We start from the raw sequence: 22257 nt of genomic DNA, 5'->3' as shown, positions 1-22257 counted from the left end.
TGTCGCATGCGCTCCGTTTCACTTTCATGACACTCGACCTCGCCGAGATCGCCCGCCTGTTCGCCGAACGCGGCGGGGTTGCGTACGCGGGCGAGCCGGTGTCGCAGCTGGAGCATGCGCTGCAGTGCGCGTGGCTCGCCGAAGAGGCGGGTGCGAGCGATGCGCTGGTCACTGCCGCGCTGCTGCACGACCTCGGCCATCTGCTGATCGCCGAGCACCAGACGCTGTCGCAATCGCCCACCGAGCTGGGCATCGACGACCGCCATCAATACATCGCATTGCCTTTGCTGCGCGGCGCCTTCGACGTGGAAGTGCGCGAACCGATCCGGCTGCATGTGGACGCCAAGCGCTACCTGTGCGCGACGCGGCCGGACTATTTCTCGAAGCTCTCGCCGGATTCGGTGCGCAGCCTGGCCTTGCAGGGCGGGGTGATGGATGCGGAGGCGGCGAGCCGTTTTGCCGAGCATCGCTGGGCCGGCGATGCGGTGCGGCTGCGGCTGTGGGATGAAGAGGCGAAGGTCGAAGGGCTGAAGACGCCGCCGCTGGCGCACTTTCTGGCGACCGCTGCGCGGGTTCTGCTGCGCTGAAGAAGGGGTTTCCGCCCTTCGGCCGATTTCAGGCCGCTTTAAGAAACATTTGTCTACGATGGGTTCCTCACGATGTCCGGCGCACCCGCGCCCACCGAGGAACCCTGCATGTCTTCATCCGTCACGGCGCGAGCCGCCACGTTCGCCCAGGTTCTGAAGCGCGTCTTTGCGCTGTCTGCGCCCTATTTCAGGTCCGAGGAAAAGTGGCGTGCGCGCGTCATGCTGCTGGGCATCGTCGCGCTGAACCTGTTCTACGTGTACGTGGCGGTGCTGGGCAACGAGTGGTACGGGCGCTTCTATGACGCGCTGCAGAACAAGGATTCGGTGGCCTTCTGGCGCGAGGTGGGCGTCTTCGGCTGGATCGCCTTCTTCAACATCGCGGTGCAGGTGCTCAAGTTCTATGTGACGCAGTTGCTGCAGTTGCGCTGGCGCAGCTGGATGACGCGCGAATACCTGTCGCGCTGGATGGCCAACCACACCTTCTATCACCTGGAGCTCGCGCGCTACGCGAACCAGGACGGCCGCGTTCCCGACAACCCGGACCAGCGCATCCAAGAGGACATGCAGATGTTCACCAGCGCCACGATGTCGCTGTCGATGGGCCTGCTGAATGCAGTCGTCACCTTGGCGAGTTTCGTCGGCCTGCTCTGGGTGCTGTCGAGCAGCGTCTCCTTCACCGTCGCCGGCACGACCTACCAGGTCGTTGGCGCCATGGTCTGGATCGCGCTGGGCTACTCCGTCATCGGCACCGTCATCACGCATTTCATCGGCCGTCCGCTGATCAAGCTGAATTTCATGCAGCAGCGCTATGAAGCCGACTTCCGCCACCACCTGGTGCGCGTGCGCGAATACAGCGAGGCCATCGCGCTGGACAAGGGCGAGAAGGTCGAACGCGGACAACTCGATCTGCGCTTCTCCAGCGTGCTGCGCAACTACCTGCAACTGATCAAGCAGCAGAAGAACCTGGTCACCTTCACCGCGTTCTTTGGCCAGGCGGCCGTGATCTTTCCGTTCATCGTCGCGGGATACCAGTACTTTGCCGGCGCGTTCCAGCTCGGCCACCTGATGCAGATCCGGTCGGCTTTCGGCAGCGTGCAGGAAGCGCTCAGCTGGTTCGTCGACAACTACGACAGCCTGGCCGTGTGGCGAGCCGTCACGGACCGTCTCACCGGTTTCGACGACAGCATGACCGCCCATGCCGCGCAGGAACAGGCCCTGCAGCGCACGCCCGCAGCCGCACTGGATGCCGACGACCTGGCAATCGCCCTGCCCAACGGAACACCGCTGCTCGCCGGCGCCGCGCTGGCCGTGAAGCCCGGGGACAGCGTGCTGCTGCAGGGGCCCTCGGGCAGCGGCAAGTCCACGCTGTTCCGCACCTTCGCGGGCATCTGGCCTTTCTCGAAGGGCCGCCTGCAGGTGCCCGACAACGTCGCCTTCATGCCGCAACGCCCCTACGTGCCCGACGGCAAGCTGCGCGACGCCCTGACCTATCCGAACCCCGCCGCCGATTTCACCGACGACCAGCTGCGCCAGGCCCTGACCGACGCCCTGCTTCCCGACCTGGCCACCCGCCTCGACGACAGCGATTCATGGAGCCAGAAGCTCTCCGGCGGCGAGCAGCAACGTCTTGCCATCGCGCGCGTGCTGCTGAAAAAACCCGCGTGGCTCTTCGCCGACGAGATCACCAGCGCCCTCGACGCGAAGGCCGAGGGCGAGCTGTACAAGCGGTTGTCGGACACGGTGCATGCGGCGGGCGGCGCGATGGTGTCGATCGCGCACCGCGCGGCCGTGGGCGATTTCCACAACCAGCGCTGGACGCTGGTGCCGCAGGAAGAAGGCGCGGCCGGTGGGGCGCGCTACCGGTTGAACGTCTCCGCTGCCGCTCAGCCGGCAGCGGCCTGACCGGAATAGCGCTCCCAGCCCTTCTTGCGCAGGTCGCAGGCGGGGCATTCGCCGCAGCCGTAGCCCCAGGCCTGGCGGTGCACCCGGTCGCCGAGGTAGCAGGTGTGGGTCTCTTCCACGATCAGGTCGACCAGCGGTTCGCCGCCGAGGCGGTGCGCCATCTGCCAGGTCTCGGCCTTGTCGATCCACATGAGCGGCGTCTCGATGACGAGGCGGCGCTCCAGCCCGAGCGAGAGCGCGAGCTGCATCGCCTTCATGGTGTCGTCGCGGCAGTCGGGGTAGCCGGAGAAATCGGTCTCGCAGACGCCGGTGACGATCACCTGCAGCCCGCGGCGGTAGGCCAGCGCGCCGGCCAGCGTGAGGAACAGCAGGTTGCGCCCGGGCACGAAGGTGTTGGGCAGGCCGTCGGCCTGCATCGCGAACGCCACCTCCTCGGTGAGCGAGGAGCCGCCGAGCTGGGCCAGCGCGGCGAGCGTGAGCACATGGTCTTCGCCCAGGCGCGGCGCCCACTCGGGAAAGCGCTCGCGCATCTGCGCGAGGATGGTGCCGCGCACGTCGAGCTCGACGCGGTGGCGCTGCCCGTAGTCGAAGCCCAGCGTCTCGACGCGCTGGTACTTCGAGAGCGCGTCGGCCAGGCAGGTGGTCGAGTCCTGGCCGCCGGAGAACAAGACGAGGGCGGTGGTGTGCAGGGGCATGTGCGTCAGCGGAAGGCGCTGTAGTCCAAAGACGCGATTTTCGCAGGGCTCCCCCGGTGCGCGGATACGATCCCGCGAATGAGCACCAAACACCTCGTCGCATGGGCCGCCACCTTCATCGTGCTGTTGGTGATCGACATGCTCTGGCTCGGCGTCGTCGCCAAGAACATGTACCAGCAGGCCATGGGCGACCTGATGTCGCCGGAGCCCCGGTTGGCCTTCGCGGCGGTGTTCTACCTGCTCTACCCCGTCGGCTTGCTGATCTTCGCGATCCTGCCGGGCATCGAGGCGCAGAGCGTGACGCGGGCGGCGGTGCTGGGCGGGCTTTTCGGTCTCTTCTGCTACGCCACCTACGACCTGACCAACCTGGCGGTGATCCGCAACTGGCCGCTGGCCCTGTCGTTCATCGACATCGCCTGGGGCACGCTGGTGAGCGGCGTGGCCGCCGCGGCCGGCGCCCTGGCCTTGCGCTGGTTCGCCGGGCGTTGATTTCGTCCCAGACCATGACTTTAGTCAGGGGGCCGTAACCCCCTGCCGGGGCAAAATCCTGCACCAGCAATGCAGGGGACACAGGAATGAGCGAGCGCGGTACCGCGATCAGCTTCGAAGATTTTCAGGACACACGCAATTTCGCCGCGCTCGATGGCCTGCGGGCCGTCTCCGTCTTCCTTGTCTTCAGCGACCATTTCGGCGGCATCGGCTGGACGCGGTTCTCGGGCTGGCTCGGTGTCCACGCCTTCTTCGTGCTCTCGGGCTTCCTGATCACCACGCTGCTGTTGCGCGAGCGCGACGGCACCGGCGGCATCTCGCTCAAGGCCTTCTACATCCGCCGGGCCACACGGCTGCTGCCGCTCTACCTGCTGGTCTTCCTGGCGGTGCTGGGCCTGAGCCATGGCGCGCACGACGGCACCTGGGAGCAGATGAAGGCGGCCACGCCCTACTACCTGACGCTGCTCAACGAGCTGGCCGACATGGCCCCGCTGCACATGACCTGGACACTGGGCGTGGAGTGGAAGTACTACCTCCTCTGGCCCACGCTGCTCGTGGTCTTCGGCACGACGCTGCGCTCCGGGCTCGCCACCGTCGGCTTCGGCCTCGCGGCGCTGGCCATGATCGGCATCGGCGATTTCCAGTGGAAGCTGCTGCTTCCGCAGAACTATGTCGGCATGCTGTTCGGCTCGGGACTGGCCATCCTGATGCACGCGCGCCGCACCTTCGGGCTGGTTCGCTGCCTCATGAACCAGGGCGTGGCCATCGCGCTCGTGCTCGTGCTGCTGGTGGTGCACAGGCGCTATCCGGTGATCGCCGGGCGCATCGGCGATGCCTCGGCCATCGCGATCTACAGCCTGCTGATCGCAATGCTGATCCCCGCGCTCATCGCCGCCCGCACCTGGGTCGCCCGGGCGCTGGCGTCGAAGCCGCTGGTGTTCATCGGGCACCGCTCGTATGCGATGTACCTGGTGCAGTACACCGCCGCCCACGCGGTGATCGCGGTGCTGCCGGGTCCGACCATCGTGGGCGGCACCCTGCTCTTTCTCTCGTTCGCCGTGGCGCTGGTGCTCTCGGACCAGCTCTACCGCTGGTTCGAGAAGCCGATCACCGACTGGGGCCACCGCTGGGCCAAGGCGGTGAAGCAGGCGGCGTTGTCGAAAACGCCGCTGCCGGGCTGCGACGCAGCCGCCGCGGCGCTGCAGCCGGGCCGCAACCGCAGCCCCCTCTAGATAGATACAGGCGGGATCGGTTCTAGAGGAACCGCTCGAGCAGCTTGCGCGAAGGCCGGTCCAGCGCCTTCGCATCGGGAATCCGGAACTGCACGCCGTGCGCGCTGGCAATCAGCAGCGCGCCGCCTTCGAGCCGGCGGATGTCTTCCTCGGCCTTGAGCACGAAGCTGGTGTCGCCGCGGTCGGTGCTCACGGTCCAGGTGCTGGGCACGCCGAAGCTGGAAACCTTGTGCAGCTTCAGCAGCGTGGGCGCGAAGTCGCGCACCGCGAGCTCTTCCTCGAGCAGCGCCCGGATCGGCGCCGGCAACGTCTCGAGGCGATCGATCCAGACCAGCTCGCGGCCGTCGCCGCCGACCAGCGAAATGCCCTCGCCGGGCGCGGTGAGCGGAAAGGCGCGCACGGGCGTGATGCCCACATGGCGCTCGCCCTGGGCATCGGTCAGCACGAGGCGACCGAAGGCGTCGCGCGCCAGGGCGAAGGTGGGGGTGGTGTTGTCGGGTGTCATGCGTCACCTGCCGGATGGGCTGCGTGGCTGATCAGCGGCAACTGCGCGCCGGCGCGTTCGTCGACCGCGCCTTCGCTCGCATCGTCGTCGGCTTGGCGCAACTGCGCCTGGTAGAGCCGCCAGTAGGCGCCCTGCCTGGCCATGAGCGCATCGTGCGGCCCGACCTCGACCACCTCGCCGCGGTCCATGACCACGAGCCGGTCGGCCTTGCGCAGCGTCGACAGGCGGTGGGCGATGGCGATGGTGGTCCGGCCCTGCACGAGGTTGTCGAGCGCCTTCTGGATTTCCTTCTCGGTCTCGGTGTCCACCGCCGAGGTGGCCTCGTCCAGGATCAGGATGCGCGGGTCGATGAGCAGCGCGCGCGCAATGCTGATGCGCTGGCGCTCGCCGCCCGAGAGCCCCTGGCCGCGCTCGCCGACCAGCGAGTCGTAGCCGTGCGGCAGGCGCAGGATGAAGTCGTGCGCATGCGCGGCGCGGGCGGCGGCCACCACTTCTTCGCGCGTGGCGTCGGGCTTGCCGTAGGCGATGTTCTGGGCGATGGTGCCGAAGAAGAGGAACGGCTCCTGCAGCACCAGCCCCACGTGCCGGCGGTAGTCGGCCACGGCAAAGCGGCGGATGTCGGTGCCATCGACCTTGATTGCGCCGTCGGTCACGTCGTAGAAGCGGCAGATCAAATTGACCAGCGTGCTCTTGCCCGAGCCGCTGTGGCCCACGAGGCCGATCATCTCGCCGGGTTCGATCACGAGGTCCAGGTCGTGGATCACCGCGCGCGAGCCGTAGCGGAAACCGAGGCCGCTCATCTCGATGCGGCCCTGCACGCGCTCCACCTTCACCGGGTTCACCGGCTCGGGCACGTTGCTCACGTGGTCGAGGATGTCGAAGATGCGCTTGGCGCCGGCCGCGGCCTTCTGCGTGACCGAGACGATGCGGCTCATCGAATCCATGCGCGTGTAGAAGCGGCCGATGTAGGCGATGAAGGCGGTGAGCACACCCACGGTGATGCTGCCGCGCGCCACCTGCCAGATGCCGAAGCCCCACACCACGAGGAGGCCGATTTCGGTCAGGAGCGACACCGTCGGCGTGAACACCGACCAGGTGCGGTTGAGCTTGTCGTTCACCTGCAGGTTGTAGGCATTGGCGGTGCGGAAGCGGTCGGCTTCGCGGCGTTCCTGCGCAAAGGCCTTGACCACGCGGATGCCGGGAATGGTGTCGGCCAGCACGTTGGTCACCTCGGACCAGACGCGGTCGATCTTCTCGAACCCGGTGCGCAGACGGTCTCGCACCACGTGGATCATCCAGGCGATGAAGGGCAGCGGCACCAGCGTGACCACCGCCAGCAGCGGGTTGATGGAGATCAGGATGGCCGCCGTCATGACGATCATCAGCACGTCGTTGGCGAAATCCAGCGCGTGCAGCGACAGGAAGACGTTGATGCGGTCGGTTTCCGAACCGATGCGCGCCATCAGGTCGCCGGTGCGCTTGCCGCCGAAATAGTCGAGCGGCAGGGTCAGCAAGTGCTCGTAGGTGCTGGTGCGCAGGTCCGCGCCGATGCGCTCGGACACCAGCGCCAATAAGTAAGTGCGCGCCCAGCCGAGGCCCCAGCCCAGCAGCGCGGCGCCGAGCAGGCCGCCCAGGTAGAGACCCACCAGGCCCGGATCGATCTGCTTGCCGTTCTGGAACGGGATCAGGATGTCGTCCATCAGCGGGATGGTCAGGTACGGCGGCACCAGCGTGGCGGCGGTGGAGAGCAGGGTGAGGAAAAACCCCAGGAAAAGCTGCTTGCGGTACGGCTTGGCGAAGCGGCCCAGGCGCAGCAGCACCCAAGTCGAGGGCGGGGTCTGGAGTTCGGTGTCGGCTGGCTCGTCGCCGTCGATGGCTTCGGGTGTCGCTTCCGTGACACCGGCCGCGCGCTGGCCGAACAACTTGAGGAGGCGCAGCGCATTGGCCTGGCTGGCCAGGGTGTAGCGCCAGCGGGCCAGGCGGCCGTCGGGGCCGATCAGGTCGAGCGTGCCGACCCCTGAATGGTCGGCCAGCAGCAGCTGAAGCGCGGATTCTGTGAGTGGCCACTCACGCCACTCGCCGCCCGGTTCCAGCGCAATCAGGCGCTGGTCAGTCAGGGCAACCAAGCCGGAAGCGAAACGAAGTTCGTAATCGAGGTCAACCGCCAGTGTTACCAGAACGTTTTCCGCGACTGCGAGCCGGTTTTTCAGCGCGCCTGAAGCCGCCTCGATTTCGCCCTCCCGGGTGCCGACTGGATCGTGATGTTGCATTGTGTTTCTTTGACTCTTGCCCGTCGCGGGCCGCAGGGACCGCGCCTTGGCGTCCTTTGTCGGGCGCCGATTCTGACCGATTGCCATGGGCGCGCTTGAAGGCGCCGTGGTGCTCGGCCAAAGCACATCGAACGTTTGCATGACCCGTTTCGACGACATCCGCCTGCTGCGCATCAACTATTTGCGCGGTCCCAACCTCTGGACCTACCGTCCGGTGCTCGAAGTCTGGCTCGATCTGGGCCAACTGGAAGACTTCCCCTCCAACAAGATCGACGGTTTCACCGACCGCCTCACGGCCCTGCTCCCGGCGCTCATCGAGCACCACTGCGGCGTGGGCGAGCGCGGCGGATTCATCCAGCGGCTGACCGAAGGCACCTGGTCAGGCCACGTGCTCGAACACGTCGTCATCGAACTGCTGAACCTGGCCGGCATGCCGACCGGATTCGGGCAAACCCGCAGTACTTCGGAGCACGGCGTCTACCGCATGGTGTTCCGGGCGCGCGACGAGCAGGTCGCCCGGGTGGCGCTGGCCGAGGGCCACAAGCTCCTGATGGCCGCCATCAACAACGATCCGTTCACCGCCGGCGACGTGCAGAAGGCCGTCGACGCGGTCAAGGCCAAGGTCGAGGACTGCTACCTCGGCCCGAGCACCGCCGCCATCGTGTCCGCCGCCACCGACCGCGGCATCCCGCACATGCGGCTCAACAGCGGCAACCTCGTGCAACTGGGCTACGGCGCCAACCAGCAGCGCATCTGGACCGCCGAGACCGACTACACCAGCGCCATCGGCGAATCGATCGCCAGCGACAAGGAACTGACCAAGTCCCTGCTCGCGAGCTGCGGCGTGCCGGTGCCCGAAGGCCAGATCGTCGCCAGCGCCGAAGAAGCCTGGGAAGCCGCCGAAGACATCGGCCTGCCGGTGGTCGTGAAACCCTCGGACGCCAACCACGGCCGCGGCGTGTCGCTCGAACTGACGACGCGCGAAGAAGTGATGGCCGCCTTCGCAGTTGCGGAGCCCGAAGGCAGCGATGTGATGGTCGAGCGCTTCATCCGCGGCCACGAACACCGCCTGCTGGTGGTGGGCGGCGAAGTGGTGGCGGCCGCGCGCGGCGAGATCATCACCGTGACCGGCGACGGCAAGCTCAGCGTGGCCGAACTCATCGAAAAGCAGCTCAACAGCGACCCGCGCCGCGGCGCCGAAGAGGAATACCCGCTCGACCTGATCGTGCTGGCCACCGACGCCAAGCTGCAGCTCGAGCTCAAGCGCCAGGAACTGGACGGCGCCTCGGTGCCGGCCGCCGGCCGCGTGGTCACGATCCAGCGCAACGGCAACATGGCCAACGACTGCACCGACCAAGTCCACCCCGAAGTCGCGCACGCCGCCGTGCTGGCCGCGCGCGTCGTGGGCCTCGATATCGCGGGCATCGACCTCGTGGCGCAGGACATCTCCAAGCCGCTCGGCCCGCAGCGCGGCGCGATCGTCGAAGTCAACGCCGGCCCGGGCCTCCTGATGCACCTGAAGCCGGCCGTCGGCTCGCCGCGCCCGGTGGGCCGCGCGATCTGCGACCACCTGTTCCCCAACGACGCGCCCGGCCGAATTCCCGTGGTCGGCGTAGCCGGCTCGCAGGACACCGCGGTGCTCGCACGCCTCGTGGCCTGGCTCATCAACCTGGGCGGGCGCCACACGGGCCTGGCCTGCCGCGACGGCCTGTTCCTCGAACGCCGCCGCGTCGATGCGCGCGACAGCGCCAATTGGGAAGCCGGCCACCGCCTGCTCGTGAACCGCGCCGTGCAGGCCGTGGTGATCGAGAACGGCGCCGAGACCATCCTGCGCGACGGCCTGGCCTACGACCGCTGCGAAGTCGGCATCGTCACCGACCTGGAAGGCGCCGAGGCGCTCGCCGACTACGACATCACCGAGAGCGACCAGATGGTCAAGGTGCTGCGCACGCAGGTCGACGTGGTGCTGGGCGAAGGCACGGCCGTGCTGAACGCGGCCGATGCGCGCGTGGCCGGCCTCGCGCCGCTGTGCGATGGCGCCGTCATCCTGTATTCGGCCGACCCGCAGGCCGCCGCGCTCACCGCGCACCAGACCGCCGGCGGCAAGGCCGTGCTGGTGCGGCAGGACCGCGTGGTGCTGGCCAACGGCAGCAGCGAATCGTTCCTGCCGGGCCTGGGGCGCCTGACGATCTGGCGCGCCACCCATGCCGGCGTGACGCTCGAAAGCCTGCTGGCCGCCGTGGCCGCCGCCTGGGCAATGGGCATTCCGCTGAACCTGATCGGCGCCGGCGTGGAGGCTTTCGAAGCCGACCTGCAGGCCGCCCTGGCTTCGCTGCAACTGTCGCAAACGCAGCCTCTTCAACCCCAATTCGTCTGAGGCGCCCAGCGCCCGACTGCCAGCTCCCGCAAGCCCCATGAAAGTCACCCGCATCCGAGCCCTTCGCGGGCCCAATCTCTGGAGCCGCCACACCGCCATCGAGGCGGTCGTGGCCTGCGAAGGCGATGAAAACGCCATCAGCAAGCTCGCCGGTTTCGAAGCGCGCCTGCGCGCCCGCTTCCCCACCATCGGCGAACTGCACCCGATGGTGCTGGGCCAGCCGCTGGCGCTTGCCCACGTGCTCGAAAACGCCGCCGTGGCGCTGCAGGCGCAGGCCGGCTGCGCCGTGAACTTCGGTCACACCTCGCAGACGGTGGAAGAAGGCGTCTACCAGGTCGTCTTCCAGTACAGCGAAGAAGCCGTGGGCCGCCGCGCGATCGAGCTGGCCGAGCAGTTGATCGCCGCCACGCTGGCCGACACACCCTTCGACGCCACCGCCGCCATCACCGATCTGCGCGACCTGGACGAATCCGAGCGCCTCGGCCCGAGCACCGGCTCCATCGTCGATGCAGCCGTGGCACGCGGCATTCCGTACCGGCGCCTCACGAGCGGCAGCCTGGTGCAGTTCGGCTGGGGCTCCAAGCAGCGCCGCATCCAGGCCGCGGAGGTCGACAGCACCAGCGGCGTGGCCGAATCGATCGCGCAGGACAAGGAACTGACCAAGCAGCTGCTCAACGCCGCCGGCGTGCCGGTGCCGCTGGGCCGCCCCGTCTCCAGCGCCGAAGACGGCTGGGCCGCCGCGGAAGAAATCGGCCTGCCGGTCGTGGTGAAGCCGCAGGACGGCAACCAGGGCAAGGGCGTCACCGTCAACATCACCACCAAAGAGCAACTGACCTCGGCCTACGACTCGGCCGCCGTCTACGGCGAGGTGATGGTCGAGAAATTCCTGCCGGGCTTCGACTTCCGCCTGCTGGTGGTGGGCGACCGGCTCGTGGCCGCCGCGCGGCGCGATCCGCCGCAGGTGATCGGCGACGGCCAGCTCACCGTGCGCCAGCTCGTGGACACCGTGAACCGCGATCCGCGCCGCGGCGAGGGCCACGCCACCTCGCTCACCAAGATCCGCCTGGACGACATCGCCATCGGCCGGCTCGAATCGCAAGGCCTCACGCCCGAGAGCGTGCCCGAGCGCGGCCAGCGCGTGGTGCTGCGCAACAACGCGAACCTTTCCACCGGCGGCACCGCCACCGACGTGACCGACACCGTGCACCCCGAAGTGGCCGCGCGCGCGGTCGATGCGGCGCAGATGGTGGGCCTGCACATCTGCGGCGTCGACATGGTCTGCGAGAACGTGCTGCGCCCGCTCGAAGAGCAGCACGGCGGCGTGGTCGAAGTGAATGCCGCCCCGGGCCTTCGCATGCACATCTCGCCCTCGTTCGGCCGCGGCCGCGCGGTCGGCGAAGCGGTGGTCGACACCCTGTTCGCCCACGGCGACGACGGCCGCATTCCCGTGGTCGCGGTCACCGGCACCAACGGCAAGACGACCACCGCGCGCCTCATCAACCACCTGCTCGCCTCCAGCGGCCTGCGCACCGGCATGACCAACACCGACGGCGTGTACGTCGATGGCCGCCAGACCGACAGCGGCGACTGCAGCGGCCCGAAGAGCGCGCGCAACGTGCTGATGCACCCCGACGTCGATGCGGCGGTGTTCGAAGTGGCCCGCGGCGGCGTGCTGCGCGAAGGCCTCGGCTTCGACCGCTGCCAGGTGGCCGTGGTCACCAACATCGGCAGCGGCGACCACCTGGGCCTGAACTACATCACCACCGTCGAAGACCTCGCGGTGCTGAAGCGCGTGATCGTGCGCAACGTGGCCGCCGACGGCTACGCGGTGCTCAACGCGGCCGACGTGAACGTCGCCGCGATGGCGGCCGGCTGCCCCGGCCACGTGATCTTCTTCACCGCCGACCGCATGCATCCGGTGATGGCCACGCACCGCGCACAGGGCAAGCGTACCGTGTACGTCGACCAGGACACGCTGGTCGCGGCCGAAGGTTCGTGGCGCGAGCGCATTGCGCTGCGCGATGTGCCGATCACGCGCAACGGCACCATCGGCTTCCAGGTCGACAACGTGATGGCCTCGGTCGCCGCTGCCTGGGCCGTGGGCCTGGACTGGGACACCATCCGCAGCGGCCTTGCAAGCTTCATGAACGATGCGGCCGGCGTGCCCGGGCGCTTCAACGTCATGGACTACCGCGGCGCCACCGTCATCGCCGACTACGGCCACAACACCGACGCGATGCGCGCGCTGGTCTCGGCCGTGGACACGATGCCGGCCAACAAGCGCTCGGTGGTGATCAGCGGCGCGGGCGACCGGCGCGATTCGGACATCCGCGACCAGACGGCCATCCTCGGCGAAGCCTTCGACGACGTGATCCTGTACCAGGACGCGGCGCAAAGGGGCCGCGCCGACGGCGAAGTCATGGCGCTGCTGCGCCAGGGCCTGCAGGGCGCGGGCCGCACGCGTTACATCGACGAGATCCGCGGCGAGTTCGTGGCGATCGACACGGCGCTGGCAAGGTTGCAGCCGGGCGACCTCTCGCTGATCCTCGTGGACCAGGTCGAGGAAGCGCTCGCTCACCTGGCACAGCGCATCGCAGCAGGCTGATACACGGGTTGACGGACATGTCCCACACACAGGGGCGTGTCCGGCCCGCCCGCTGAACGGGGCTGTCCCACAGACCCCGCACCCCGGCCAGCAGCAGACTGTGGCTCCGGTCGCGAACCTCTCGGAGGAGCGCCCCAACCAGGAGCCCGCATGACAACAACAGTTCGTTCCCTTCTTTCCGCCACGGCCCTCTTCGCCGCGAGTGGATTCATCGTCTTCGGCGCACAGACCGCCAGCGCGCAGGCGCCCGGCACCGACGCCCGCGCGCAGAAGGAACGCGCCGTGTGCGACGGCGTGCAGCAAGACCGTGCAGCGTGCCTGCGCGAAGCCGGCGCCGCGAAGCAGGAAGCCGGACGCGCCGGCCTCACCACGCCAAGCCCGGCCCGCGGCCAGGTCAACGCCCTCGCGCGCTGCGCCGAACAACCCGCAGCCGACCAGGCCGACTGCGAAGCCCGCATCAAGGGCGGCGCCCGCACCACCACCGAAGGCAGCGTGATGGGCGGCGGCGTGATCCGCGAAACCGTGACGCCTCTGCCGGCGCAACCCGCACCGGCACGTTGATTTGCAGATCGATCACTCCAAGGAGCACATCATGAAGAGCAACACCCGTTCGATCGTCCTCGCCCTGCTTGCCGTTGGCGGCATGGCAACCGCTGGCATCGCCTCCGCACAAGGTTCGCGCGGCAGCACCTACCAGCAGGAACTCGCGGTTTGCGGCCACAACCAGCAAGACCGCGCAGCCTGCATCCGCGAGGCCGGCGCAGCCCGCCAGGAAGCCGCACGCGGCGGCCTGACCGGCGCACCCGACTACCGCGCCAATGCGCTCGCGCGCTGCGGCCTGCAACAGTCGCCCGGTGACCGCAGGGATTGCGAAGCCCGTGTGCTTGGCGGCGCGGGCAACACCAGTGCCAGCGTCGAAGGCAGCGTGATGGGCGGCGGCGTGATCCGCGAATCGGTCACCACCATCGTGATGCCGGCGCCGACGCCCATGGAACGCGCGCCCGAACCGATCATGGCACCGCGTCCGATGCCGATGCCGATGCCGGCACCGATCCGCTGAATCGGCGCGGAAACGAAGCCATGGGCACTCGCTTGGGAGGCGGGTGGCTTCGGCCGCCGGGCGATGGCCTTGATTGTCACGAGACTGTCATAAAAGGCAGTCGCCTGCTAGCTATAGTTCTCGGTCCCTGCCCACCGAGGAACTCTTTCCCATGAATGCCATCAAGGTCGCTCGCCGATTCATAGAAACGGACCCGGCCAACGAATCGGCCAAGATCCTGGCCCAACTCGTGTTGGCCCTGGAGTCCGAACACAGCTTCGAGCTCGTCACGCTCTACTCCCTCGACTACAAGAGCTTCGAGCTCGCCATGGACATCCTGAAGGAATGGCGGCTCGACCGCTACTACGCCAGCAAGTCCAAGCTGTTCGACCTGTCGCTGCAGGTCACCGAACTCGAAAAGAGCTAGCAAGCATCTCCAGGGCGCGGGCGCGCTCAGACCATCATCCCGCCCGATACCTCGATGCGCTGGGCATTCACCCAGCGATTCCTCTCCCCGAGCAAGCCTGCGATCGCACCGCCGATGTCGTCGGGCTTGCCCGCGCGCCCCAGCGCGGTGAAGCCCGCCACCATTGCGTTCACCTGTGCGTTGTCGCGCACCATGCCGCCGCTGAAGTCGGTCTCGATCGCACCCGGCGCGATCGTGTTCGCCGCGATGCCGCGCGCGCCGAGTTCCTTGGCGAGGTAGCGCGTCAGCACTTCCACGGCGCCCTTCATCGCGGCATAGGCCGAAGCGCCCGCCATGGCGAAGCGCGTCAGCCCCGTCGACACGTTGACGATGCGCCCACCGTCGTTGATCAGCGGCAGCAGCTTCTGGGTGAGAAAGTATGTGCCCTTGAAGTGGATGTTGTAGAGCGTGTCGAACTGCGTTTCGGTCATGTCCTCGAAGTTCACATGCAGGCCCACTCCGGCGTTGTTCACCAGGAAGTCGAAACGCTCCCGCTGCCAAGCGGCCGCCAGCGCCGCCTTCACCGAATCGGCGAACGCGGCGAAGGCCTTGCTGTCGCCGACGTCGAGCCTGAGCGCGACGGCGCGGCGCCCTTTCGCTTCGATCTCCGACACCACCGCCTGCGCGGCGGCTTCGTTCGACACGTAGGTCAGGATCACATCGACGCCATCCGCGGCGAGCGCCAGCGCGGCGCTGCGGCCGAGGCCACGGCTGCCGCCGGTGATGAGTGCGATGCGGGATGCATGGGGGGGGTGGAAGCGGTCATTTCTAAGTCCTCGATGAGTGGATGGGTGGACTTTAAAAATTACCGGCAGCAAGATAAATCCCGCCAGGCGTTGCACACTGTTATCCAACAAGGAAACAATCTGCCGCCATGAACATCGACGAACTGCGCATCTTCTCGAGGGTCGCCGAGCTCGCGAGCTTCAGCCGCGCCGCGGACCAGCTCGGCCTGACGCGCGCACGCGTCTCGGTGGCCGTGCAGCACCTCGAAGAGCGCCTGGGCACGCGGCTCTTGCAGCGCACCACGCGCAGCGTGCGCCTGACCGAGGACGGCGAGCGGTTTCTCGACCGCTGCAAGGAATACCTGTCCGAAGGCGAACAGCTCGCCACCATGTTCCGCTCGAACATCGGCGGCCTCACGGGGCGCCTGCGCATCGACCTGCCCGCCACCGTGGCGCGCGACCTCGTCATTCCGCGCCTGCCTGAGTTCCTTGCGCGGCATCCCGCACTGGAGATCGGCATCAGCACCACCGACCGCCGCGTCGACCTCGTGAACGAGGGCTTCGACTGCGTGCTGCGCGTGGGCGTGCTGGGAGATTCCGAACTCGTCGCGCGGCCGCTCGGCCTGATGCGGATGGCCAACGCCGCCAGCCCGGCCTACCTGCAGGCGCATGGCACGCCGCAAACGCTGGCCGACCTCGCGCAGCACCGCATCGTGCACTTCGCGCAGACCCTCTCGCCGAACGACGCGGGCTGGGAATACTTCGACGCAGCCCAAGGCCGCTACCGGATGCAGCCGGTGCGCGCCATCGTCACGGTGAATGGCACCGATGCCTACAACGCCGCGGCGATCGCAGGCCTCGGGCTGATCCAGGCACCGATCGGCGGCCTCCTGCCCTGCTTTGCAGCCGGCTCGCTCGTGCAGGTTATGGCGGCCTTCACCGCGCGCCCGATGCCGGTGTCGCTGGTGTACGTCAACCGGCGCCAGCTCGCACCGCGCGTGGTCGCGGTGATGAACTGGCTGACCGAGATCCTCGCGCCCTACTTCGTCGAAGACAGCGAACTGGCTATCGCCCCCAGCGCAGCACCAGCGGATCGAGCCGCTTCGCCGTCTCGATCAGGCCGGCACGCGTCGCGGGATGCATCGCCGGCAGCGGATGCCGCGGCGCCTCGCAAGCGATCACGCCGCCCTCCTTCATGAGCGACTTGCAGGCCAGGAGGCCCGCCTGCCGGTTCTCGTAGTTGATGAGCGGCAGCCACTGCTGGTAGAGCGCAAAGGCCTTGTCGCGGTCGCCCGCGCGGTGCGCCTCGATGATCGGGCGAATGCCATCGGGATAGCCGCCGCCGGTCATCGAGCCGGTCGCGCCGGCATCGAGGTCGGGCATCAGCGTGATGGCCTCTTCGCCGTCCCACGGGCCTTCGATGGCGTCGCCGCCCAGGCGGATCAGTTCGCGCAACTTTGCCGCCGCACCGGCCGTCTCGATCTTGAAATACGCGACGTGCTCGATCTCCTTGGCCATCCGTGCAAGGAATGGCGCCGACAGCACCGTGCCGCTGGCAGGCGCGTCCTGGATCATGATCGGGATGCTCACCGCATCGGAGAGCCGTGCATAGAACTCGTGGATCTGCGGCTCGGGCACGCGGAAGGTGGCGCCGTGATACGGCGGCATCACCATCAGCATCGCCGCGCCCATGTCCTGTGCGCGGCGGCTGCGCTCGGCGCAGACCTTGGTGCTGTAGTGCGTGGTGGTCACGATCACCGGCACGCGGCCTTTCACGTGTTCGAGCATCGTGCGCGTGAGCACCTCGCGCTCTTCGTCCGACAGCACGAACTGCTCCGAGAAATTCGCGAGGATGCACAGGCCGTCGGAGCCCGCATCGATCATGAAATCGACACAGCGCTTCTGGCTTTCCAGGTCGAGCGCGCCCTGTTCGGTGAAGGTGGTCGGCACCACCGGGAAGATGCCGCGGTATCTGGGGGTCATGGTGTGTGTGGTCAGTGGGAATGACGTGGAACGGCGGAGCCTCTGCAGCCCACCAGAAAGTCGAAGTCGCAGCCTTCATCGGCCTGCAGCACGTGGTTGACGTAGAGCTTCTGGTAGCCGCCGCCGCGCGTGCTCATGGGCTGCGCATCGGATGCGGACAGCGAGGCCAGGCGCGATGCGAGCTCCTCGTCGCTGATGTCCAGGTGCAGGCGCCCCGCATCGCAGTCGAGCTCGATCCAGTCGCCATCGCGCACCGCCGCGAGCGGCCCGCCATCGGCGGCTTCGGGCGCGACGTGCAGCACCACCGTGCCGTAGGCCGTGCCGCTCATGCGCGCATCCGAGATGCGCACCATGTCCTTCACGCCCTGGCGCAGCAGCTTCGGCGGCAGCCCCATGTTGCCCACCTCGGCCATGCCGGGGTAGCCCTTGGGGCCGCAGTTCTTCAGCACCATCACCGAGCTCGCGTCGATGTCCAGCGACTCGTCGACGATGCGTTCCTTGTAGTGCTCCAGGTTCTCGAACACCACGGCACGGCCGCGGTGCCTGAGCAGCTCGGGCGTTGCCGCCGAGGGCTTGAGCACCGCGCCGCGCGGCGAAAGATTGCCGCGCAGGATGCGGATGCCGCCATCGGCGATCAACGGGTTGTCGAGCGGGCGGATCACCTCGTCGTTCAGGCTCGGCGCCTCGCGCACGTTGTCCCAGATCGACTGGCCGTTGACGGTGAGCGCGCCGGGGTGCGGCAGCAGGCCGCCCTCGCCCAGGCGGCGCAGCACCGCGGGCAGCCCGCCCGCGTAATAGAACTCTTCCATCAGGAAGCGCCCGGAGGGCATCAGGTCGACGATGGTCGGCGTGTGGCTGCCGATGCGCGTCCAGTCTTCCAGTTCGAGGTCGACGCCGATGCGGCCCGCGATCGCCTTCAGGTGGATCACCGCGTTGGTCGATCCGCCGATGGCCGCATTCACGCGAATCGCGTTCTCGAACGCCTCGCGCGTGAGGATCTTCGAGAGCGTGAGCCCTTCCTTGGCCATCTGCACCGCGCGCGCACCCGACATCTGCGCGAGCACGTAGCGCCGCGCATCGACCGCCGGAATCGCCGCGTTGTGCGGCAGCGAGGTGCCCAGCGCCTCGGCCATGCAGGCCATCGTCGAGGCGGTGCCCATCGTGTTGCAGGTGCCCGCCGAGCGCGACATGCCGCCCTCGGCCGAGAGGAACTGGTGCAGGTTGATCTCGCCCGCCTTCAGCGATTCGTGCAGCTGCCACACGGCGGTGCCCGAGCCGATGTCCTTGCCGTCGAGCTTGCCGTTGAGCATCGGCCCGCCCGTCACCACGATGGCCGGGATGTCGCAGCTTGCCGCGCCCATCAAGAGCGCCGGCGTGGTCTTGTCGCAGCCGGTGAGCAGCACGACGGCATCGACCGGATTGCCGCGGATGGCCTCTTCCACGTCCATGCTCGCGAGGTTGCGCGTGAGCATCGCGGTGGGGCGCAGGTTCGATTCGCCGTTCGAGAACACCGGGAACTCGACGGGGAAACCGCCGGCTTCGGAAATGCCGCGCTTCACATGCTCCGCGATCTTGCGGAAGTGCGCATTGCACGGCGTGAGCTCCGACCAGGTGTTGCAGATGCCGACGATCGGCCGGCCGTCGAACTCATGGTCCGGAATGCCCTGGTTCTTCATCCAGCTGCGGTACATGAAGCCGTTCTTGTCGGCCGAGCCGAACCATTCGGTCGAGCGCAGTTTCTTCGGAGGGGTGTCCGGCATGCGAAGGTGTCCTGAGAGAAAAGAGAGAAAAGAAGGTCAGCGCCGGGGTGCGCGCGAGGTGAAGAAGCGTTGCAGCAGGCAGAACACGAAGAGCAGCGCGCCCACCACGATGCGCGTCCACCACGAGCTCAGCGTGCCGTCGAAGGAAATCAGCGTCTGGATGATCCCGAGCATCAGCACGCCGAACAGCGTGCCCGCCACATAGCCCACGCCGCCGGTGAGCAGCGTGCCGCCGATCACCACCGCCGCGATGGCGTCGAGCTCCAGCCCGAGCGCATGCAGGCCGTAGCCCGAGAGCATGTAGAAAGTGAAGATCACGCCGGCCAGCGCCGAGCAGAAGCCCGAGAGCGTGTACACGCCCACGAGCGTGCGGCGCACCGGCAGGCCCATCAGCATCGCCGAATGCTCGCTGCCGCCGATGGCGTACACGGCGCGGCCGAACGGCGTGCAGTGCGCGATGAACACCGCGGCCAGCAGCACCACGATGGCGATCACCGCGCTGATCGAGACCGAGGCCTCGCCCCAGACCGGAATGCGGATCTGCGAGACCTCCGAGTAAAACTCGTTGGTGATGCTGATCGAATCGATGCTGATCAGATAGCAAAGCCCGCGCGCGAGGAACATGCCCGCGAGCGTGACGATGAAGGGCTGCAGCCGGAAGCGCTCGATGAGCAGGCCCATGAAGGCGCCGAAGGCCGTGCCCATCGCCAGCACCAGCGGGATCACGATCGCCGGGCTCCACCCGTGCTTTTCGACCAGCGAGGCCGACACCATCGTCGTGAGCGCGATCACCGAGCCCACCGAGAGGTCGATGCCGCCCGAGAGGATCACGAAGGTCATGCCGACCGCGACGACGATCAGGAACGCGTTGTCGATCAGCAGGTTGAGGAACACCTGTGCCGAGAAGAAGCCGTCGTAAAACACCGAGCCCAGCGTCGCCATCAGCATGAACAGCGAGATGGTCGCGGTGAGCGGCAGGTACTTCGGGTTGAGCCCTGCCTTGCCTCCTCTCCCGCTCGCGGGAGAGGGCTGGGGTGAGGTCGCAGCCACAGTTTCGATGACCGCGCTCATGCCCGTCCCCCTTCATGCGCAGGCCGCTGAACAAGCGACCTAACCTCTGCCCTGAACTCCGGCGACTGCAACAGCATCACCACGAACACCACCACCGCCTTCACCACGAGGTTGATTTCGGGCGGCACACCGAGCGAATAGATCGCATAGGTGAGCGTCTGGATGATGAGTGCGCCGATCACGCTGCCCACGAGGCTGAAGCGACCGCCCGTGAGCGCCGTTCCGCCGAGCGTGACCGCGAGGATGGCATCGAGCTCCAGCAGCTGGCCGGCGTTGTTGCCGTCCGCGCTCTTCACGTTCGAACTGATCAGAAGGCCCGCCACGCCCGCGCAGACGCCGCAGAACGCATACGCACCGACGACGAGCCGCCGCGACTGGATGCCCGCCACGCGCGCCGCGGTCGGGTTGATGCCCACCGCCTGGATGAACAGGCCGAGCGCCGTGCGCGTGATCGCGAGATACAGCAGCACGAACACCGCCGCCACGATGAACAGCGAGAACGGCAGGCCCAGCAGGTAGCCACTGCCGAGGAAGAAGAAGGGCTTGTAGTAGATCGTGATGATCTGCCCGTCCGCGACGAGCTGCGCGATGCCGCGGCCCGCGACCATGAGGATCAGCGTCGCGATGATCGGCTGCATGCCGACCTTGGCGACCAGCAAACCGTTCCACAGGCCGCACAGCAGCGCGACGCCGAGCGCCGCGAGGATCGCAAGCGGCATCGGGAAGCGGCTCACGTCGCTGGAGACGGAGCCGCCGATCATCCAGGCCGCGACCGCCGCCGCAATGGCCACCACTGCGCCGACCGAAATGTCGATGCCGCGCGTGGCGATCACCAGCGTCATGCCGAGCGAGACCAGCACCAGCGGCGCCGCTCGGTTCACGATGTCGATCAGGCTGCCGTAGAGATGGCCGTCGCGCCATTCGAGGTGCAGGAAGCTGGCGTTGAACGCGGTGTTGATCGCGAGCAGCAGCAGCAACGTGACAACGGGCCAGGCGAGCCGGTGGCTCATGAGGGACGAGAAGCGGTTCATGCGGCGGCAATCATTTCGTAGACCTCGTCCTCCGTGGAGCCGCCTGGCAGCTCGCCCACCTTCTGCCGGTCGCGCAGAACCACGATGCGATGCGCCACGCGCACCACTTCGCTCATCTCCGACGAGATGAAGATCACCGCCATGCCCGCACGCGCGAGGCGCAGGATCTCTTCCATGATTTCCTGCTTGGCGGCCACGTCGATGCCGCGCGTGGGTTCGTCGAGGATCAGGAGGCGCGGCTCGGTGGCGAGCCAGCGCGCGATCATGGCCTTCTGCTGGTTGCCGCCCGAGAGCAGGCCGATGGGGGTTTCGATGCTCGCCGTCTTGATGCCCAGCGAGGCGACGAATCGTTCGGCCATCGCGGTCTGCTCGGCATGCGAGAGAAATTTCCGCGTGCCGAGCCGGGCCTGCAAGGCCAGTGCGATGTTCTCTCGCACCGACAGCTCGGCCACGATGCCATCGGTCTTGCGCTCTTCGGGACACAGCGCGAGGCCTTCGCGGATCGCATCGGCCGGATTCGAGAAGCTGACGGAGCGGCCGTCGATCTTCAGCACGCCACGGTCGGGCGACTCCAGGCCGAACAGCAGGCGCGCAAGCTCGGTGCGGCCCGCGCCGAGCAGGCCGGCGATGCCGACGACCTCGCCGGCACGCACGCGCAGGTCAGTCGCCTGCAACTGCCCCGCCTGCCCCAATCCTTCGGTCTGCAGCAACGCCGACGCAGCCTCGTCGAACGCGGGCAGCGCGGCGGGCCGTGCCGATTGCGCGGCCAGCTCGCGCCCGAGCATCGCCGCGATCAGCGCCTGCGGGCCGAGGTCCGCCGCTTTCCATTCGCCCACCCAGTTGCCGTTGCGCAGCACCGTGATGCGGTCCGACACGGCATACATCTGGTTCAGGAAGTGCGTGACGAAGACGATGGCAAGGCCCTCGCCGCGCAGCCGACGCAGCACCTCGAACAGCTTCTCGACCTCGTCGTCGTCAAGGCTCGATGTCGGCTCGTCGAGGATCAGCACCTTCGACGACACGCCGAGCGCGCGCGCGATCGCCACCAGCTGCTGCACCGCGACCGAATAGCTGGACAGCAGGCGCGTCACGTCGATATCGAGCCCGATGCGCGCCAGCAATTCGGCCGCGCGGCGGTTCACCGCCGCCCAGTCGATGCGAAAACCCTGCATCGCGCCGCAGCGCGGATAGCGCCCCGCGAACACGTTCTCCGCCACCGAGAGGTTCGGGCACAGGTTCACCTCCTGGTAGACCGTGCTGATGCCCAGCTTCTGCGCCTCCAGCGGCGAGCCGGGCCGGATCGCCTGGCCGTCGAAGAACATCTCGCCGCCGCTGGACGGCAGCACGCCGGTGAGCACCTTGATGAGCGTCGACTTGCCCGCGCCGTTCTGCCCCATCAGCGCATGGACCTCGCCCGGGTACAACCGCAGCTGGACATCGTTCAACACCGGGATGCCGCCGAACTGCTTGCGGATGCCCCGCAGCTCGAGCACGGGGGCTGTGGTCGTGCGCTCGGTCAT

General features: G+C 67.8%; 18 protein-coding genes and 1 pseudogene. 10 read left to right on the top strand and 9 right to left on the bottom strand.

What is annotated here, in order from left to right:
* The first annotated feature begins 26 nt into the window (after nt 1-26).
* Nucleotides 27-587, top strand: coding sequence for a phosphonate degradation HD-domain oxygenase (locus J2W23_RS21635; RefSeq protein WP_307650192.1), 561 nt, complete (start codon nt 27-29; stop codon nt 585-587).
* 108 nt (nt 588-695) lie between these two features.
* Nucleotides 696-2489 (top strand): ABC transporter ATP-binding protein/permease, encoded by a 1794-nt coding sequence (locus J2W23_RS21630; RefSeq protein ID WP_176660292.1) that lies wholly within the window; start codon nt 696-698, stop codon nt 2487-2489.
* Here J2W23_RS21630 and queC read toward each other — a convergent pair.
* The gene (queC, locus tag J2W23_RS21625; RefSeq protein ID WP_176660291.1) at nt 2471-3184 is read right to left on the bottom strand and encodes a 7-cyano-7-deazaguanine synthase QueC; all 714 of its coding nucleotides are present in this window, start codon (nt 3182-3184) and stop codon (nt 2471-2473) included. The two genes, J2W23_RS21630 and queC, sit on opposite strands and share 19 nt — an antisense overlap.
* A gap of 78 nt (nt 3185-3262) precedes the next feature.
* On the opposite strand from queC, the gene J2W23_RS21620 reads away from it, so the two are divergent.
* Nucleotides 3263-3673, top strand: coding sequence for a DUF2177 family protein (locus J2W23_RS21620; protein ID WP_176660290.1), 411 nt, complete (start codon nt 3263-3265; stop codon nt 3671-3673).
* An 86-nt stretch (nt 3674-3759) separates the two neighbouring features.
* Nucleotides 3760-4905, top strand: a complete 1146-nt coding sequence (locus tag J2W23_RS21615; RefSeq protein WP_307650191.1) for an acyltransferase family protein — start codon at nt 3760-3762, stop codon at nt 4903-4905.
* 22 nt (nt 4906-4927) lie between these two features.
* Here the strand turns inward: J2W23_RS21615 and J2W23_RS21610 are convergent, their stop codons facing one another.
* The gene (locus tag J2W23_RS21610; protein WP_176660288.1) at nt 4928-5410 is read right to left on the bottom strand and encodes a cyanophycin metabolism-associated DUF1854 family protein; all 483 of its coding nucleotides are present in this window, start codon (nt 5408-5410) and stop codon (nt 4928-4930) included.
* Nucleotides 5407-7680: a cyanophycin metabolism-associated ABC transporter gene (locus J2W23_RS21605; protein ID WP_176660287.1), complete on the bottom strand. Its 2274-nt coding sequence runs from the start codon at nt 7678-7680 to the stop codon at nt 5407-5409. Before J2W23_RS21605 ends, J2W23_RS21610 begins: the two co-directional genes overlap by 4 nt.
* A 139-nt stretch (nt 7681-7819) precedes the next feature.
* On the opposite strand from J2W23_RS21605, the gene J2W23_RS21600 reads away from it, so the two are divergent.
* The 5 genes from J2W23_RS21600 (at nt 7820) to J2W23_RS21580 (ending at nt 14128) form a co-directional block, all read left to right on the top strand.
* On the top strand, nt 7820-10057 hold the full coding sequence (locus J2W23_RS21600; RefSeq protein ID WP_307650190.1) for a cyanophycin synthetase: 2238 nt from the start codon (nt 7820-7822) through the stop codon (nt 10055-10057).
* Between the two features lie 37 nt (nt 10058-10094).
* Complete coding sequence (cphA, locus tag J2W23_RS21595) at nt 10095-12662, top strand: cyanophycin synthetase (protein ID WP_307650189.1); 2568 nt, start codon at nt 10095-10097, stop codon at nt 12660-12662.
* A gap of 150 nt (nt 12663-12812) precedes the next feature.
* Nucleotides 12813-13223, top strand: coding sequence for a hypothetical protein (locus J2W23_RS21590; protein ID WP_176660284.1), 411 nt, complete (start codon nt 12813-12815; stop codon nt 13221-13223).
* A gap of 31 nt (nt 13224-13254) precedes the next feature.
* On the top strand, nt 13255-13722 hold the full coding sequence (locus J2W23_RS21585; protein ID WP_307650188.1) for a hypothetical protein: 468 nt from the start codon (nt 13255-13257) through the stop codon (nt 13720-13722).
* Between the two features lie 151 nt (nt 13723-13873).
* Entirely contained in the window at nt 13874-14128 is a 255-nt protein-coding gene (locus tag J2W23_RS21580) for a hypothetical protein (RefSeq protein ID WP_176660282.1), read from the top strand.
* A 26-nt stretch (nt 14129-14154) separates the two neighbouring features.
* On the opposite strand, the gene J2W23_RS21575 is transcribed toward J2W23_RS21580, so the two are convergent.
* On the bottom strand, nt 14155-14901 hold the full coding sequence (locus J2W23_RS21575) for an SDR family NAD(P)-dependent oxidoreductase (RefSeq protein WP_307650331.1): 747 nt from the start codon (nt 14899-14901) through the stop codon (nt 14155-14157).
* A gap of 140 nt (nt 14902-15041) precedes the next feature.
* On the opposite strand from J2W23_RS21575, the pseudogene J2W23_RS21570 reads away from it, so the two are divergent.
* Nucleotides 15042-15911, top strand: a pseudogene (locus J2W23_RS21570) (LysR family transcriptional regulator); the annotation flags it as partial.
* 46 nt (nt 15912-15957) lie between these two features.
* Here the strand turns inward: J2W23_RS21570 and J2W23_RS21565 are convergent.
* Genes J2W23_RS21565 through J2W23_RS21545 form a run of 5 tightly spaced genes read right to left on the bottom strand, consistent with a single transcriptional unit; the run spans nt 15958 to nt 22257 of the window.
* The gene (locus tag J2W23_RS21565; protein WP_307650187.1) at nt 15958-16875 is read right to left on the bottom strand and encodes a dihydrodipicolinate synthase family protein; all 918 of its coding nucleotides are present in this window, start codon (nt 16873-16875) and stop codon (nt 15958-15960) included.
* 11 nt (nt 16876-16886) lie between these two features.
* Nucleotides 16887-18635, bottom strand: a complete 1749-nt coding sequence (locus J2W23_RS21560) for an IlvD/Edd family dehydratase (RefSeq protein WP_307650186.1) — start codon at nt 18633-18635, stop codon at nt 16887-16889.
* A 36-nt stretch (nt 18636-18671) separates the two neighbouring features.
* Nucleotides 18672-19706 carry a galactofuranose ABC transporter, permease protein YjfF gene (yjfF, locus tag J2W23_RS21555; RefSeq protein WP_307650185.1) on the bottom strand — a complete coding sequence of 345 codons (1035 nt, stop codon included), beginning with the start codon at nt 19704-19706 and terminating at the stop codon, nt 18672-18674.
* Nucleotides 19703-20737 (bottom strand): ABC transporter permease, encoded by a 1035-nt coding sequence (locus J2W23_RS21550; RefSeq protein WP_307650184.1) that lies wholly within the window; start codon nt 20735-20737, stop codon nt 19703-19705. The genes yjfF and J2W23_RS21550 overlap by 4 nt, the downstream gene beginning before the upstream one ends.
* Nucleotides 20734-22257: a sugar ABC transporter ATP-binding protein gene (locus tag J2W23_RS21545; RefSeq protein WP_307650183.1), complete on the bottom strand. Its 1524-nt coding sequence runs from the start codon at nt 22255-22257 to the stop codon at nt 20734-20736. Before J2W23_RS21545 ends, J2W23_RS21550 begins: the two co-directional genes overlap by 4 nt.

The organism is Variovorax boronicumulans, from assembly GCF_030812215.1.
Taxonomy (GTDB): domain Bacteria; phylum Pseudomonadota; class Gammaproteobacteria; order Burkholderiales; family Burkholderiaceae_C; genus Variovorax; species Variovorax boronicumulans_C.
The sequence above is the reverse complement of the archived record's forward strand: the minus strand, read 5'-3'. Positions and strand labels throughout refer to the sequence as shown.

Bases quoted from the DNA above. Each gene is read 5' to 3' on its own strand.
- J2W23_RS21635 (WP_307650192.1), top strand. From the start codon at position 27: ATGACACTCGACCTCGCCGAGATCGCCCGCCTGTTCGCCGAACGCGGC.
- J2W23_RS21630 (WP_176660292.1), top strand. From the start codon at position 696: ATGTCTTCATCCGTCACGGCGCGAGCCGCCACGTTCGCCCAGGTTCTG.
- queC (WP_176660291.1), bottom strand. From the start codon at position 3,184: ATGCCCCTGCACACCACCGCCCTCGTCTTGTTCTCCGGCGGCCAGGAC.
- J2W23_RS21620 (WP_176660290.1), top strand. From the start codon at position 3,263: ATGAGCACCAAACACCTCGTCGCATGGGCCGCCACCTTCATCGTGCTG.
- J2W23_RS21615 (WP_307650191.1), top strand. From the start codon at position 3,760: ATGAGCGAGCGCGGTACCGCGATCAGCTTCGAAGATTTTCAGGACACA.
- J2W23_RS21610 (WP_176660288.1), bottom strand. From the start codon at position 5,410: ATGACACCCGACAACACCACCCCCACCTTCGCCCTGGCGCGCGACGCC.
- J2W23_RS21605 (WP_176660287.1), bottom strand. From the start codon at position 7,680: ATGCAACATCACGATCCAGTCGGCACCCGGGAGGGCGAAATCGAGGCG.
- J2W23_RS21600 (WP_307650190.1), top strand. From the start codon at position 7,820: ATGACCCGTTTCGACGACATCCGCCTGCTGCGCATCAACTATTTGCGC.
- cphA (WP_307650189.1), top strand. From the start codon at position 10,095: ATGAAAGTCACCCGCATCCGAGCCCTTCGCGGGCCCAATCTCTGGAGC.
- J2W23_RS21590 (WP_176660284.1), top strand. From the start codon at position 12,813: ATGACAACAACAGTTCGTTCCCTTCTTTCCGCCACGGCCCTCTTCGCC.
- J2W23_RS21585 (WP_307650188.1), top strand. From the start codon at position 13,255: ATGAAGAGCAACACCCGTTCGATCGTCCTCGCCCTGCTTGCCGTTGGC.
- J2W23_RS21580 (WP_176660282.1), top strand. From the start codon at position 13,874: ATGAATGCCATCAAGGTCGCTCGCCGATTCATAGAAACGGACCCGGCC.
- J2W23_RS21565 (WP_307650187.1), bottom strand. From the start codon at position 16,875: ATGACCCCCAGATACCGCGGCATCTTCCCGGTGGTGCCGACCACCTTC.
- J2W23_RS21560 (WP_307650186.1), bottom strand. From the start codon at position 18,635: ATGCCGGACACCCCTCCGAAGAAACTGCGCTCGACCGAATGGTTCGGC.
- yjfF (WP_307650185.1), bottom strand. From the start codon at position 19,706: ATGAGCGCGGTCATCGAAACTGTGGCTGCGACCTCACCCCAGCCCTCT.
- J2W23_RS21550 (WP_307650184.1), bottom strand. From the start codon at position 20,737: ATGAACCGCTTCTCGTCCCTCATGAGCCACCGGCTCGCCTGGCCCGTT.
- J2W23_RS21545 (WP_307650183.1), bottom strand. From the start codon at position 22,257: ATGACCGAGCGCACGACCACAGCCCCCGTGCTCGAGCTGCGGGGCATC.